This window comes from Sphingobium anseongense, from assembly GCF_037725245.1.
Lineage (GTDB): Bacteria > Pseudomonadota > Alphaproteobacteria > Sphingomonadales > Sphingomonadaceae > Sphingobium.
The window spans coordinates 88,955-103,885 of the sequence record NZ_JBBJUL010000006.1; the positions used below are offsets into that span (position 1 = coordinate 88,955).

Consider the following 14,931-nt stretch of genomic DNA (forward strand, 5'->3'; position numbering starts at 1 on the left):
CATGATCGCCCGCATCGTCACATGGGCGGTCGAGAAGCGCTGGCTCGTCCTGCTCCTCACCGCCGTCGCCACCGTCATCGGCGGCTATTCGCTCTACCGGCTGCCGATCGACGCGGTGCCCGACATCACTAACAATCAGGTCCAGATCAACGTGCGCGCCTCGGCGCTTTCGCCCGAACTGGTCGAAAAGCAGGTCTCGTTTCCAATCGAGACCGCGCTCGCCGGCATCCCCGGCCTCGAATATACCCGCTCGCTGAGCCGTAACGGCTTCGCGCAGGTGACGGCCGTCTTCGACGACGGGACCGACATCTACTTTGCCCGCCAACAGGTCGGCGAGCGGCTGCAGGGGGTCGCGGAAAGCCTGCCCGATGGCGTCAATCCCGAGATGGGGCCGATCGCGACGGGGCTGGGCGAAGTCTATATGTGGACCGTCCGCCTCGATCACCGCGAGGATGACAAGCATCGGCCCGGCGAGCCGGGGCAGCAACCCGATGGCAGCTATATCACGCCCGAAGGCGAACGGCTGACCAGCGAGGAAGACAAGGCGACCTATCTGCGCACCGCGCAGGATTGGATTGTGACGCCGCTCCTGAAGAACACGCCGGGCCTCGCCGGCGTCGACTCGATCGGGGGCTACGCCAAGCAATATCTGGTCGTGCCCGATACGCAGAAGCTGGCCTCGCTCAAGATCACCCTGACCGATCTCGGCACGGCGCTGGAGAAGAACAATACCAGCGTTGGCGGCGGCTTCGTCGATCGCAACGGCGAGGGCCTCGCGGTGCGCTCCGATGCGCTGATCCGCAACGCGGCCGAGTTGGCGCGCACCGTCGTCGCGACCCGCGAGGGCGTGCCGATCACGCTAGATCAGGTCGCGACCGTCCGCACGGGGCAGGCCATTCGGATGGGCTCGGCGTCCGAGAACGGAACGGAGGTGGTCGTCGGCACCGCGATCATGCGGATCGGCGAGAACAGCCGCAAGGTCGCCACCGCGGTCGCCGACCGGCTGAAGGAGATCAACGCCTCGCTGCCGCCGGACGTGGTCGTGCAGCCGGTGCTGGACCGCACCGCACTGGTCAATTCGACCATCAAGACGGTCGCGAAGAATCTCTCGGAAGGCGCGCTGCTCGTCATCGTCGTGCTGTTCCTGCTGCTGGGCAACTTTCGCGCAGCGCTGATCGCGGCGGCGGTCATCCCGGTCACGATGATGCTGACCGGGTTCGGAATGCTCCGCCTGGGCGTCTCGGCGAACCTTATGAGCCTCGGCGCTCTCGACTTCGGCCTGATCGTCGATGGCGCGGTCATCATCGTCGAAAACGCGCTGCGGCGCCTCGCCGAGCAACAGCACCATGAAGGCCGGCTGCTGACGATCAAGGAGCGATTGGAGGTCGTCACGACCGCTGCGCGTGAGATGATCCGACCGTCGGTCTACGGGCAAGCAATCATTATCCTCGTTTATGTGCCGCTGCTGACCCTGACCGGGGTCGAGGGCAAGACGTTCGTGCCGATGGCTCTGACCGTCATCATCGCCTTGCTGTTCGCCTTCATACTATCCCTGACCTTCGTGCCGGCGGCGATCGCTATCTGGCTGTCGAAGCGGGTTGAGGAAAAGGACAGCAAGATCATTAGTTGGCTGAAGGCCCGCTATGAGCCGAGCCTGGAAAAGGCGATGAAGCGGCCCTCGATCACGATCGGGGCGGGCGTGGCGGGCCTCGTCGTGGCGGCCTTCGCCTTCACGACCCTGGGGCAGGTGTTCCTCCCTCAGCTTGACGAAGGGGATCTGCTGATTCAATCGCTGCGCATCCCGGCGACGTCGGTCCAGCAAAGCCAGGCGATGCAAGTGCCGATCGAGCGGATGGTCTCGAAACAACCCGAAGTCCGGTTCGTCTTCTCCAAGACCGGCACGGCCGAGCTGGCGTCGGACCCGATGCCGCCCAACGCGACGGATATGTTCGTCATCCTGAAGCCCCGCGTCGAATGGCCCGATCCCAAGCTCGCGAAGGCCGAACTGGTCGAGCGTCTGGAAGGCAAGCTCGGGCAGATTCCGGGCAACGCCTATGAGATCACGCAGCCGATCCAGATGCGGTTCAACGAGCTGATCGCCGGCGTGCGCGGCGATATCGCGGTCAAGGTGTTCGGCGACGACTTCGCCACCATGAACCGCACCGCCGAACAGATCGCCGGCGTCCTGCGCAAGACGCAAGGAGCGGCGGACGTGAAGGTGGAGCAGACCACCGGCCTCCCCATGCTCGACATCCGCGTCAATCGCGACGCGATGGCGCGGGTCGGCGTCACCGCGCAGGACGTGCAGGACACGATCACCGCCACGCTCGGCGGGCGGGAATCCGGCATGATCTTCGAGGGCGACCGGCGATTCCCGGTCGTCATCCGCCTGTCGGATGCGGAGCGTGCCGATCTCGGTCGGCTCGAACAGGTGCAGGTGCCGGTCGCAGGCGGTGGCTATGTGCCGCTCTCCACCGTCGCCAGCATTGGCGTCGTCGACGGGCCGAACCAGATCAGTCGCGAGAACGGCAAGCGCCGCGTCGTCGTCCAGGCCAATGTGCGCGGTCGCGACGTCGGCAGCGTGGTGGCGGATGCGCAGGCGGCCGTCGGGCAGGGCATACGCCTGCCGGCCGGCAGCTATCTCGAATGGGGTGGCCAATTCGAGAATCTGAAGTCGGCCAGCGCGCGACTTCAGCTCGTGATCCCGGCCTGCTTCATCCTGATCCTGCTGTTGCTTTACGGGGCATTGGGGTCGGCGCGCGATGCCGCGATCGTGTTCACCGGCGTGCCGTTCGCGCTGGTGGGCGGCGTGCTTCTGCTGTTCGTGCGGGGCATGGACTTCTCGATCTCGGCCGCGGTGGGCTTAATTGCGCTGTCGGGCATCGCGGTCCTGAACGGCCTCGTCATGGTCAGCTCGGTGCAGGATCTGATCCGGTCGGGCATGGACCGGGCGGAGGCGGCCCGCACCGGGGCGATCCAGCGGCTGCGCCCCGTCGTGATGACCGCGCTCGTCGCCAGTCTTGGGTTCGTGCCGATGGCGTTCGCGACCGGCGCCGGCGCGGAAGTGCAGAAGCCGTTGGCGACAGTGGTCATCGGCGGTCTGATCTCGGCGACCTTGCTGACGCTGTTCGTGCTGCCGACGCTGTACGCCCGGTTCGGACAGCAAGCGGTGAAGATCGACGAGGAAGACGGGGCCGCACCGCTGCGGGCAGAAACCAGGACCACCCCGGAGAAGGCGTGATGACCGACAAGCTCGAACTCGATATTCCCGTCCTTCTGCCCGAGGTTCCCGACGCGGCCGATGCCTGTGTCGGCCGGCTCGTCTCTACGCTGAGCGCGAAGCCCGGCGTCGAGCGCGCCCATGTGCTGCCCGCCGATGGCGACACGCCGGCAAAGCTGTGCATCCATTTCGACGGCGCGGCGCTGCCGCTGCCGCGCGTGCGCGAGATGGTGCGGGCGGCGGGCGCGGAGATCAGCGGGCGACACGGCCATGCCACATGGCAGGTCGAGGGAATCGGCCACGAGCGGCGCGCCCGCACCGTGGGCGAAACCCTGTGCCGGCTGCCCGGCATGCTGCAGGCCGATGCCAGCACCTCGGGCAGCGTTCGCGTCGAATATGACAAGGAGCGTGTCGACTAGGCGGCAATCCTCGCGGCGCTGGGCAAGCTCAACGTCAAGCCGGTCAAGCGTTCCACCAAGCCCGTAAGGTCATATTCGTTTGTCAGCTTCCCGCCATGAGGTGCGTAACGCTGGACCCGCTTCACCAGTCCAGCCTCCTCAAGGTTGGCGATCCAGCGTTGTATCTGCCGCTCGCCGATACCAAGCCGTTCAGCGAGGCGCTCTTTGCTCGGGTAGGGCTTCCGTTCCGGTTCCCACCAAAAGTCCGCAAGGTGGACAAGGATGGCCAGCTCGATCGGCTTCAACTTGAGGCGGCGCTGTGCCTTGAAGAGTAGCGATGGCAAGATGGAAAAGCCGTGCGTTAGGACGGCCTTGCCCACTTCTTCTCTGACGCGCGATCTACCTTCTTGTTCGCTATCGGTAGCTGGACTACGGTTCCTGTGCTTTGCGTGGTCATGTTCGTTCCGGGGTGCGTTGATCTGACCCCGATATATGTTCCGACTCGGCGCATTGGAAGGGAAGGGAAGGGAAGGAGGCGAAAATGTCTGCTCCTACTGGGCAAATTCGCCTCGTCGCACTGGGCGAGAATGCCCCTAAAGCAGCACGGCTTAAGCAGCATCCGGGAATTGGGACGAACGAGTATCCGTCAGGACTAGGCAAAAACGCCCGGTGGGGTCGTCAGATTTTGGCGGGCCACGCCCGATGAAGATGAGCATTATACCTACGCTGTAGCGCTACGATAGCACCATTGAATCGCAGGTGCGTCGTTCCCGGCGATATGTCTCGATCGACCGAACACGATCCGCCAATTTAAGACGCAGAGCCCATCGGATCGCGGTAGGCGAGCAGGCGAAGGGCGTTGAACACCACCAGCAGCGTTTAGCCTTCGTGCATCGCGACCGCCGGGCCAATGCCGAGGCCGAGGATCGTCGCGGGCACGAGGAATGCGACCACGCCGAAGCTGACGAACACATTCTGCCGAATGATGCTGCGGGTGTGGCGGCTCAGATCGACCGCGAACGGCAGATGTGCGAGATCGTCTGCCATGAGCGCGACGTCGGCCGTTTCCAGGGCAACATCCGATCCGGCAGCACCCATCGCGATGCCCACGGTCGCCGAAGCCATCGCCGGCGCGTCGTTGACGCCATCTCCGACCATCGCAACCTTGTCCTCTCCGGCGAGCTTCTTGATCGATGCGACCTTATCCTCAGGGATCAGGTCGCCCCATGCCTCGTCGAGACCGACTTCCTTGGCGATCGCATCGGCCACCTTCTGGTGATCGCCCGAGATCATAATCATCCGGGTGATCCCCATCTCGCGCAGGCGCTTGAGCGCGACCTTGGCTGCCTCGCGCGGCGTGTCCATCAGACCGATTGCACCAATGTCCCGGTCGCCGTGACGCACGACCATCGTGGTGCGGCCACTCTCGCGCAGGGTCGCAATCGCAGCGGTCGCAGCTGCGTTCAGTGAAGGAATACCCTCCACGCCGAACATCTCGGCCTTGCCGATCCACACCGTCTTACCGTCGGCGATCGCGGTGACACCGCGCCCGGTCAAGCTCTTGAGATCGGTTGCGGCCGGAAGGTCGCGACCGCCAAGGCGCTCGCGTCCATCCTTCACGATCGCCTGGGCCAGCGGGTGATCGCTCAAGCCCTCGACCGCGACGGCAAGCACCAACAGATTCTCTTCGCTCGCGCCGTCAACCGGCACAACCTCGGTGATGCGGGGCCGCCCCTCGGTCAGCGTGCCCGTCTTGTCGAACGCGATCGCCTTGAGCGAGCCCAAGTTTTCCAGCGGCGCGCCGCCCTTCACGAGCACCCCGCCGCGCGCGGCGCGCGCGACGCCGGACAGGACCGCGCTCGGGGTGGCGATCGCCAGCGCGCAAGGGCTGGCCGCGACCAGCACCGCCATCGCGCGATAGAAGCTGTCGTGGAACGGCTCGTCGACCACGACCCACGCGAACAGCAGGATGAACGACACGGCCAGGACCGCCGGCACGAAGACGCGCTCGAACCGATCGGTGAGCCGCTGCGTCGGCGACTTCTGCGTCTCCGCTTCGCTGACCATTTTCACGACCTTGGCGAGCGCGCTGTCGTTGGAACGCCGCGTCACTTCGATCTCGATCGCGCCGCCGCCTTTGATCGTGCCGGCGAACACCCGCGACGTCGCGTCGACCGCATCGGGCTTCGCGCGCGCCGCCTCGACATCGGCGACCGGCTCCTTGTCGACCGCGATGCTTTCGCCGGTGACGGGGGCCTGGTTGATCGCGCTCGACCCCTTGATGACGAAGCCGTCTGCGGGCAGGCGCTCGTTCGGGCGCACGATCACGACATCGCCGACCACCAACTCCTCGACGGGCAACTCCGTGGTCTGCCCGTCGCGGCGCACCGTCGCCTTATCGGGTGCGAGTTCGGCCAGCGCCTCGATCGCCCGCTTGGCGCGCCCTATCGCATAATGCTCGAGCGCATGGCCCAGGCTGAACAGGAACAGCAACAGCGCGCCTTCCGCCCAGGCACCCAGCGCGGCGGCGCCGGCGGCGCCGGCGGCTGCAACGAGCATCAGCGTGTCGATCTCGAATTTCTTGAGCCTCAGATTGTCGGCCGCCTCGCGCAGGGTGAAGAACCCGCCGAAGGCATAGGCGCCCCCATAGAAGGCCATCGACAGCCATTCGGGCGCCCCCGCGACCAGCGTCTCGATGGCGAAGCCGATCGCCAGCAGGACGCCGCACGCGAGCGCGAAGATCAGCTCGGTATTGGCCCCGAGGAAATTGGCGTGCGCATGATCATGTCCATCGCCCGATCCATGCCTTTCGGCGCCTCCCGCATGGCCGCCAGGGCCGTGATCGTGCCCGGCATGATCCGAGCCGACCCGCTTGAAGGAGTTGGAGCCCGAGTTTCGAAAGGCAGAAGAAGAAGCAGACTCGGTGCGGCGAGCGGTCGCACGTCCGGGATTGCGCAAAAGGAAGCCCGCTAAGGACGCGGGATGATGAGATTGCGGCGTAGCTCAACTGGATAGAGCATCCGAGGCGCTACGTGTTCGGCGGTTGGCACTGCTAAATGTACGGCCTGGAGGGTTGCGGGTTCAAGTCCCGCCGTCGCACCCACATATGAAAAGCGCCCCGCGCTGTCACGCGGGGCGCTTACAGCGTCAGGGCGGAAGGAGTGTCGCCTACCGCCGCTGCTGCGGTCGTTGGATTAACGAGGAACGCACCGCTATGCCTCGGCGCGGGCGACGAAGGCCCCGCGCAACCCTATGCTGGCGCTGGCTGTCACCGTCAGCGAGCATATGCCAGCAGCCACACGCCCTCGTCCTCCCAGCGGCGCAGCACGTCGAGGATTCGCAGGAATTCCTTGTCCAGCGCGCCCTCGTTCACCCCGGCGTATGCGTCGTCAACAAACTGATCGAAGCTGCCGTAGATGACGACGAACGGCGACGGTCGCGGCTTCGCCACCTTCTCCAACTTCGCGACGCGGCGTTGAAGGGCGCGGATGCCAGCCACCGTCGTCAGGTCCGAATGCGCTCAGCCATCGCCCGATACTCCGGGCTGTGAACCGGGAGCGCTGATTGGGCAGCTTCGATAGCGTGCTGCTCGTCCAGCACCTCAACATGGCGACGGACCAGCGCGGCGCGAATCTCCTGTTGGCGCTCCGCCTCAATATGCTTGCGCTGGGCGAGCGGTAGATCAGCTTTCAACTCGTTCGGTGTCATGCGCCATACCCCTATGTGTCAATCTGTCGGACGGATCGACGGCATCGCCTACCGGCGCACCCGAAGTGCAAATAATTCCAGTTTAGCGAGGGGCATCGCGCGCCTCCTCGAGAGCCTCGATCCGAGCGGCCAGTTCCTCGGTCGCCCGCACGTCCGCCAGCGATTTGATGCTGTCGATGATGAGCCGCCCCACATCAGGAGCGACCGCGCCAGCGGCCACGGCGTCCAGCACCTGGGCGACCTGCTCGCTGATCGGGAGGGAGGCATCGAACTCGAAGTTCACTTTCTCGGCCTGCGCCTTCACGCTGGGCAGCACCTTGGCGAGAACGATGCTGGCGGCGTTCGTGTCGCCCTCCAGCGCCTTCCCGACCAACACGGCGACGATGTTCCTCATCTCGTCGAGCATCTGCTGCGTAGCGAGCAATCGCTTGTCGGGCAGTCCCGCCGGTCGTCCCTTCGGGTTGGGCGACGGACAGCCGGGAGTCCATGACGGGTTGCCCGCACCACGCACGGGCGGCGCGGGTGGCGGAGGCGCGGGCGTCCAATCGGTCCCCCACGGGGGCGTGATGGCGTTCATCGAACTAACCTCGATTTGATTGGATCAACGGTCAGACCGGGACGGCGAACGGGATGTTCGACGCTTTTACGCGCTCGCGCACTTCGGCCGGCGTCCATGTCCGCTTCAGAACCCGCCGACCTTGCCGGTCCTCGTCGTATTCTTCGTGAACGCCGACCGCGCTGCGCCACTCGCGCTTGAGGATGCCGGAGCGTTCTTCGAGGATCTGCTTTGCGCGCTGCATGGCGCGCAATTGCTTCGCTTTCACCGGCTGCGCGTGGGCGTGCCACTCTTTCAGCAGGATCGCGCTCATCTCGGCGTCGAAGCCGGAGAGGTAAGGCCGCCCGCCCAGCACAGCGGTAACGGTGATCTCATCGCCATCACGGATCGCCTGATTGATCGCGACCATACGCTCGCCGGTCTTGAGGCCGCGAAAGTATGTTCTGATTTCCGAAGCCATCGAGGCGGTGGCGCGCTGTTCGACCGGCTGGTTCAGTTCTGCCTCAAATTTCGCGATGTTGGCATCCAGAACGCCGGTCACGCGGTCCCACGATTGGAACACCGGCGTCATCAGCTTGCCAGCCTGATCGTCCACAGCGACTAGACGGGCGAAGTCGTTCAGGGTCAAATTGCCCTTCACCGCCTCCTTGCAGTCGTGGATTGCACCGATGGCCTTATGCGCTTGGCTGAGTAGCGTTTCAGCCGCGCCAAGCAGAGGGCGAGTATCGTCGTCGTATTCCTCGACCAGCGACATGGCGCTCGGGTCTAGGCTGGGCGAAATTCTAGTATCTTCAACGTCGGCCATTATCGAACTCCAAATGCTTGATGCGGCTAGACATTGGCTACAAGCTAGGGAGACCGGTGAAAGTCGTGCAAGCGAAAAATAAGCTATAACAATTATTTGCGTCAGTTCAGGCGCAAACCTCCGCAAAACTGCATATACGCCGCTCGCGATTTTAGCCGGGCGCAGGGCGGGCCATTGTAAGGCCTGCACGGAGGCGGCGGGCATTGCCACCACGGTAGCGACGAGCGCGGAGCAGCCATGCCCCAGCGCCCGACGCTGCCGAGCCTATGCGGCGAGAGCCATTTGCTGTGCGCGCATGGTGCGATCAAGCATCAGCACCGCGAATAACTGATCCAAGAATTCCTTGAACAGCGCCGGCATGAACGAGTTGGTCGAATAGACCTTGGGGTCCCATTCTTCCGCCGGCTCAAACAGGCGCACGAGGTCAAACATGATGTTGTCGCCCAACCTCACGGCGGGCAAGTTGCCCTCGAAATAGAGCAGGTGCGGCACGCGCCCTAGACTGACGTTGCCCGCCGAGGTGGTAAAGGTGGTGAGCGCCCCGGCGGATCGAGCGGCCCAATCACATGTGGTGCGCTGACGTGACGTACATCCCCATGCACCGCGGCTTCCTCTATCTGGTGGCGATCATGGACTGGGCAACCAAGGTGTTGGCCTGGCGGCTGTCGAACACGATGGACGCCGGCTTCTGTGTCGCGGCTCTGGAGGAGGCATTGGCCCGGTTCGGCAAGCCGGAAATCTTCAACACCGACCAGGGTAGCCAGTTCACGTCGCAGGCCTTCACCACGGTGCTGCGCGAGGCCGATGTCCGCATCGGCATGGACGGCCGGGGCCGGTGGATGGACAATGTCTTCATCGAGCGGCTCTGGCGCTCCCTAAAGTACGAGTGCGTCTACCTCCATGCCTTCGAGACCGGATCGGAGCTGCGGGCTGGCCTTGGCCGGTGGATCACCTATTACAACACCCAGCGTTCGCACTCGGGCTTGGCCGGGCGAACCCCGGTCGAGGCCTATCGGCGGATAGGGCAATCAGATCATGGGGGGCATGCCCCCCATGATCTGATGATCAAGCAGGCGGCGGGAACGACAACCAGGATTAGCTTAACTCAGCCGCCAAACTGTCCAAGAAGGCGGGACCACCTCAGGTCGCCCTCGTCCCACTCGCGGAGGTGATCGAGAATTCGCAGGAAGTCCCCCGCCAGTTTGCCCGCCTCCACGTCCGCATATGCAGTGTTGGCAAACTCGTCGAACGAACCGCACATGATGACGATGGGCGACGGTCGCGGCTTCCGAGCGGTTTTTAGCTTCGCCACGCGGCCAAAATGTCCGGAGCCCGTACATTGTGGTCAGCCCTTCCTGGCGCGCGTCTTGCTCATCTCGACGTGGCGTGCATCCTGTCCGCCAGCGAGCGCGGCGCTGACCTGCACGCTGCCGTGCATCCGAGGGCAAACGCTGCAAAATCAAACAGGGTTCAGGTATCGCAAGGAGACTTTGAAGCGCTGCTTGACCGGTGACGCGTCAGGCGCGCGATGGCACCCCATGCCCTGACTTTGCATGGCTGCGACGGATCATTACCGGAACGATTACGCGCTTTGGTCTCGCCGATTATGACGGCGAGACCAATTCTTCCAGTTCAGCTTCTTCCTGATCCTGATCGTCCAGTACCGCGTTGATCGATCCCCGTTCATCGACGATAGCCGCAATGGCATCCATCAGCGTGATCGGCGCGCCGGTGTTCGGGTCCATATATTTGGCGTAGAGCATATAGACCCCGTAGAACAGTTGCTCCAGCGAGAGCGCACGTCCCCGCCGCGGCGTTTCCATTCGCGTGTCGGTAAGGCCCCACCCCGCGTAAAAGGGCGCTCCCACAGTGGTAACCGGGATCCCCCTCAGCAGCGCTTCAAAGCCTGCGAGCGAGGTGAAGGTGTACACCTGGTCAACACCGCTAAATGCCTCATGTAGCGAAAGCGATTCCGACCGGATCTCGCAGATGTCCGCCACTTCGCCCGGATCGGAATTATAGGCACGTCGCCCGGCAAGCACATCGGGATGTATTTTGTAAATCACCTGTGCATCGGGATTTTCCGCTCGAGCCAACCGGACCAGATCATTGTTCGTCACTCCGGGCGGCGCGCCGAATTTGATCGAGGCATCATCCTCAACCTGGCCGATCACGAGTACCCGCTTGGCGGTCTTCTCGCCATAAACGTCGTGATCGTGCGATTCACTGGGAAAGTTATATTTCGACACACCTTCTTGGAGAAGCAGGTCGATAGCGTCGCGCGCGGCTGCAATCTCCGCGTCGTCAAATTGGTAGTTCGCCAACAATACTTCCAGATCGGAAGGCGTGGTGGCGTCAAAATAGATTCCCCGGCTGTCGAGACAGAATGAATAGGGTAGGATCTTGTCAGCGCCCAGTCCAACCGACCGGACAAACCCGTCCTCCATCCGATAAACGGGAATGCCGTTCTGACGAGCCAGTGCAGCAAGCCCGGGCACCGCGCTACGTCCCCAAATCACAAAGACGGGATCGATGGATTCGTTGATCTTGCTCGCATATTTGCTGATCGATTCACTCTGAGGAATGAATTCAACGACATACTCATCGAAAACGCGACGAAGATAATCATGCTTCCATGGAGAGAAATTCGCAGCCCATATAATCGATCCAGGTTTCAGAACAATATCTTGCATTGGCGTTGCCAGCATCTTGACTGGCCTTTGATCCAACATCCCCGCATCTTCAGCCGAAGCGCTGCCGTCCAACGACCAAGGCCGCACGCCGACGATGTAATCGATAAGTTCTTCGATGGAGCCGGCGCGGTTATAGGACGGCACGAAATACCGGCTGAGAACGATGTACGCCGCGTAGAACACCTCTTGGAGGTTACGCCGCGCGGTACGGCGAGGGACGGAAATCTCGTCTTGGGTTAGGCCCCAACCCGCATAAAAGGGCATACCGAAACAACGTACTTCTCGCCCGGCGATCAACGCTTCAAAACCCATGCCGGATGTCACGACAAACACCTTCTCGCAAATATCAATCAGCGAATAGGGGTTCATGTCTTCGGTAACGATCGAGACATACGGATTGCCCGCAAGCAGGTTGAGCAGGGCATGGCCGATAGCGCTGTCCTTGCCCGCCACATTAGCGTCGGGATGCGTCTTGACGATGATGTCATAGTCAGGCGTCAGGTCCAGTGCTGCGGCAACCATGCGCTGGAACGAGCTTTCATCAGCTAGACCGGATGTGATCGACTGGTCCCCGGCACGCTGATCGACCACGAGAATTTTGGGAACACCGGGTCGCCCTATCTTCACATCCTTGTAAGGCGCAAAATTATATTTCGAAACCTTCGTCTCGTTGATGCGATACATTATCGATGTTGCTCTGTTATATTGTTCATTTTCGAGAGCAAAGTCGCTGTTGAGAATGGTTTCGAGACGCGACGCACTAGTCGCGTCATAATAAGCTGTCATATCGTCGACTATGATCGACAAGGTAGGCTCCTCCATCAGACCGATATCGATCGATCGGACGAACCCATCCTCAATAAAGAGGCGATCGGTACCCATGCGGCGACGGACAGCGTCCAGAGCAGCCTTTGTTTGATTAGGCCGGATACCCCATTGCAGCACAATATCGACATCGACAAAATCACCGGTTTGAGACGTGGTGGTCAACCGGCGTCGCGCCAATGCAGGGAGCATCGCGGCAAGATACTGTTGACGCCCCTCCCATTCAGCATTGGGCACACTGCTCGCGACCAGCGCCAACGGCAGCTTCTGTTCGCTGGTGGCGATTTGCGCTGGGGTTCCCAAGCGCTTTTTGGGCCATCCAATCCCCTCCCTGCTTGAAAGACAGCTTTCTATCGATACGCCATCGTCAAGCGGGCGAAGATCGGACGCAGGAGCAAGGTCATCCATCCACTCCAACAATGAAGCTTGGACACCCTCAGGCGTGTTCACAACCATTCCAGAGACAGACTCGTTTTCCATTCCCCAGCGCAAGAAGATGGTAGGCGTGCGGGCGGCATCGCCTGCCGCCATGGCAAGCTCGCAATCCGCGATCTGTACCGCGCTCACTGCCAGCCGATCGATAAGATCGATCAGTTCACCCCCATAAATTTCATATGTGGCATCATCAGTTCGCGAGATACGGGTCAAGAGATCGTCGGTAAGCAAATCGATGACATCGTCACCGAAATAGAACACAATCTGAAATCCAAAGGATCCTGAAACAGACAGCAGTTGGCGGACGAATGCAGTCAAAATCCGTACTGAATTTGTTGTGGAAGCCGACAAACGTGTCACCGAAACAGTGATCAGCTTTTTGCGTTTTTCCTCCTGAACAATGCGGCCCGCAGACGGAAGGGTGACAGCGACGATATGATCGCGAGGAAAACCGGCCCCAACAAGACAATCGATCTGCGTCCTGTCCCAAGCCAGTGCCACGTCAAATAGCGTGGTCGATGAAGAAGCCATAGGCAACAAGCCGCGCCAGTTGGTGGCATCGGCGCCCAACGAAAAGGGTGGAACGTAAATGCGCGTTATGCCCAGGCGCGCGCAACAGCGCGTAAAGAGCCGGACCGCAGAGCTTTCCAGATTGAATATCAACGCTTCTGTCGCGCCCGAAAGGCGCAGACGTCGTTCCACGATCCTGGAAAAAAGCTCGGGCTGTCCAAGCGCGAAATCCTCGATTTCGCGCAGGCCCGTCCGCCCGCCGTCAGGATGGAGACGTAAAGGTGTCGCCTGCATCCGCACCCCCTGCAACAAAGAGGGCAAGATCGCGGCGTCGGGTTCCAGATAAACTATTTTACCTATATCTGGACGATCCAACGCTTCGGGCAAGAGCCAAGCGGGCGGAGCGAGGGGGGCGGCACTGGTCACGACTGAAGACTGCTGATCATTGTCTTTCACAGGCTTTCTATTTGGTGTGCTAGGGGCAGCTTTCGGAGGCGATGCAGCTTTCGGAGGCGATATGGCCGCAGCCGGTTTGACCAATGCTTTTGGTGCGGAAGCCGAGGTTTTGGAAGGAGCTTTCGTCGACGTCTTGCCAAGCGACCATGCCACGGGCGGCTTTTTGATCGGCGCGGGCATCTTGCCAAGAGTGCGGGGGATGACATCGGAGAGCTTTGCCGGCTCGATCTTGGCTCCGCCCGTCGGCTCGACATAACGGAGATAGGCCAGATATGTCGCGGCGAACGCTTGCTCCAGCGGAACCGGAGAATCGCCGCGCAGGACGCCAGCCGCCGGGCTTGGGCCTACGCATTCGACTTTCTTATTGTACAATAAAGCGTCGAGGCCTGCTACGCTGGAATGAACCCCGACCGCATCGGCGCTTTTCAATAGCCGAGGGCTATAATATTCATGAAGGACCACGTCGCAATCGCTGACTATGCGGTTGATAACCTGCGTCGGCATTTCATAATCGCCATTGACGACAAATACGACATCCTTATCGGGATGTCGTTTGCGGCAATCAGCAAGTAGCGACAGGTAGGCGTCAAACCTTGCAGCCGAAGGTTTCGTGAATTCGCTTATGTCGTCAGCAACGATGAGGAACATGCGTCGGGCTGGAGAAAATACCGTCCGGGGCGTTCCATAGTTGAACATGCTGATCCCGGATTTGACAAAGGCGGGGATCAGCTTCTTGGCCGCCGCGAGTTGGGCCGGATAGACCTTTCCACCCCGGGCCGTCAGTTTCCGGACGGATTCACTGGCGGGGTCGGCCGACCGCTTGTCTTCCGGCTCGATGTAAAACCCCAATGGTGTCAATTGCGGCTGGCCCGCCTTTGCTTGTACAAATGCGCCGCCCCCGCCTATGCGGAAACGGGGCAGTTTGAAGCGAGCCGTAAAAGCTTCATAATCTTCCGCGCCGATCCCGTTCCAACTGCCGACGGCAGACGCCGGGGCATCCTGAATGCGCTTGCTACTATCCGCCAACGGCTTGGTAATGGTGATGAAATGGAACGTAATATCAGGATAGGCAACAGACAGTGCGGGACGGTAAGGGGCGGGCACGCCCAATGCCCACATCGTCTTGACTTCCGATATATTCATTGCAGGTCCCACCATTCCTTATCTTGCTGTGCCTCGAATACCACCGATTCTCAAGTCCATGATAGCTGCCACAAATTTTGCGTCGCGCAATGAACAAACGAGAGCGAGGTAAAGGCACCACAGGGCGATATCAGTGATCTTTGCCGCAACGCAACATGCAAATCTGTCGAGGCAGCCGTTGT

General features: G+C 61.6%; 9 protein-coding genes, 1 tRNA gene and 2 pseudogenes. 4 read left to right on the forward strand and 8 right to left on the reverse strand.

Annotation, left to right across the window (positions count from 1 at the left end):
* The first annotated feature begins 1 nt into the window (after window position 1).
* Window positions 2–3,241, forward strand: coding sequence for an efflux RND transporter permease subunit (locus WG908_RS10185; protein ID WP_340186476.1), 3,240 nt, complete (start codon window positions 2–4; stop codon window positions 3,239–3,241).
* Window positions 3,241–3,636 (forward strand): annotated as a pseudogene (locus tag WG908_RS10190) (heavy metal translocating P-type ATPase); the annotation flags it as partial. The gene WG908_RS10185 and the pseudogene WG908_RS10190, both read left to right, overlap by 1 nt.
* Here WG908_RS10190 and WG908_RS10195 read toward each other — a convergent pair.
* The gene (locus tag WG908_RS10195; RefSeq protein WP_340186477.1) at window positions 3,636–3,998 is read right to left on the reverse strand and encodes a helix-turn-helix domain-containing protein; all 363 of its coding nucleotides are present in this window, start codon (window positions 3,996–3,998) and stop codon (window positions 3,636–3,638) included. The pseudogene WG908_RS10190 and the gene WG908_RS10195 overlap by 1 nt on opposite strands.
* A 499-nt stretch (window positions 3,999–4,497) precedes the next feature.
* Window positions 4,498–6,576, reverse strand: coding sequence for a heavy metal translocating P-type ATPase (locus WG908_RS10200; RefSeq protein WP_340186478.1), 2,079 nt, complete (start codon window positions 6,574–6,576; stop codon window positions 4,498–4,500).
* Between the two features lie 34 nt (window positions 6,577–6,610).
* Here WG908_RS10200 and WG908_RS10205 point away from each other — a divergent pair.
* Window positions 6,611–6,721, forward strand: a tRNA-OTHER gene (locus WG908_RS10205).
* 171 nt (window positions 6,722–6,892) lie between these two features.
* Here WG908_RS10205 and WG908_RS10210 read toward each other — a convergent pair.
* The 5 genes from WG908_RS10210 to WG908_RS10230 form a co-directional block, all read right to left on the reverse strand.
* A complete protein-coding gene (locus tag WG908_RS10210) occupies window positions 6,893–7,117 on the reverse strand; it encodes a hypothetical protein (protein WP_340186479.1) in 225 nt (74 codons plus the stop codon).
* Window positions 7,118–7,122: 5 nt separating this feature from the next.
* Entirely contained in the window at window positions 7,123–7,326 is a 204-nt protein-coding gene (locus WG908_RS10215) for a hypothetical protein (protein ID WP_340186480.1), read from the reverse strand.
* 82 nt (window positions 7,327–7,408) lie between these two features.
* Window positions 7,409–7,732: a hypothetical protein gene (locus WG908_RS10220; RefSeq protein ID WP_340186481.1), complete on the reverse strand. Its 324-nt coding sequence runs from the start codon at window positions 7,730–7,732 to the stop codon at window positions 7,409–7,411.
* Window positions 7,733–7,934: 202 nt separating this feature from the next.
* Window positions 7,935–8,687, reverse strand: a complete 753-nt coding sequence (locus WG908_RS10225; protein ID WP_340186482.1) for a hypothetical protein — start codon at window positions 8,685–8,687, stop codon at window positions 7,935–7,937.
* Window positions 8,688–8,951: 264 nt separating this feature from the next.
* A complete protein-coding gene (locus tag WG908_RS10230; RefSeq protein ID WP_340186483.1) occupies window positions 8,952–9,179 on the reverse strand; it encodes a hypothetical protein in 228 nt (75 codons plus the stop codon).
* A 56-nt stretch (window positions 9,180–9,235) separates the two neighbouring features.
* Here WG908_RS10230 and WG908_RS10235 point away from each other — a divergent pair.
* Window positions 9,236–9,859, forward strand: a pseudogene (locus tag WG908_RS10235) (IS3 family transposase); the annotation flags it as partial.
* Window positions 9,860–10,291: 432 nt separating this feature from the next.
* Here WG908_RS10235 and WG908_RS10240 read toward each other — a convergent pair.
* Window positions 10,292–14,749 (reverse strand): capsular polysaccharide export protein, LipB/KpsS family, encoded by a 4,458-nt coding sequence (locus WG908_RS10240; protein WP_340186484.1) that lies wholly within the window; start codon window positions 14,747–14,749, stop codon window positions 10,292–10,294.
* Between the last annotated feature and the right edge of the window lie 182 nt (window positions 14,750–14,931).

Excerpts from the sequence above, each read along its gene's own strand:
- WG908_RS10185 (WP_340186476.1), top strand. The coding sequence starts at position 2 with ATGATCGCCCGCATCGTCACATGGGCGGTCGAGAAGCGCTGGCTCGTC.
- WG908_RS10215 (WP_340186480.1), bottom strand. The coding sequence starts at position 7,326 with ATGACACCGAACGAGTTGAAAGCTGATCTACCGCTCGCCCAGCGCAAG.
- WG908_RS10220 (WP_340186481.1), bottom strand. The coding sequence starts at position 7,732 with ATGCTCGACGAGATGAGGAACATCGTCGCCGTGTTGGTCGGGAAGGCG.
- WG908_RS10225 (WP_340186482.1), bottom strand. The coding sequence starts at position 8,687 with ATGGCCGACGTTGAAGATACTAGAATTTCGCCCAGCCTAGACCCGAGC.
- WG908_RS10240 (WP_340186484.1), bottom strand. The coding sequence starts at position 14,749 with ATGAATATATCGGAAGTCAAGACGATGTGGGCATTGGGCGTGCCCGCC.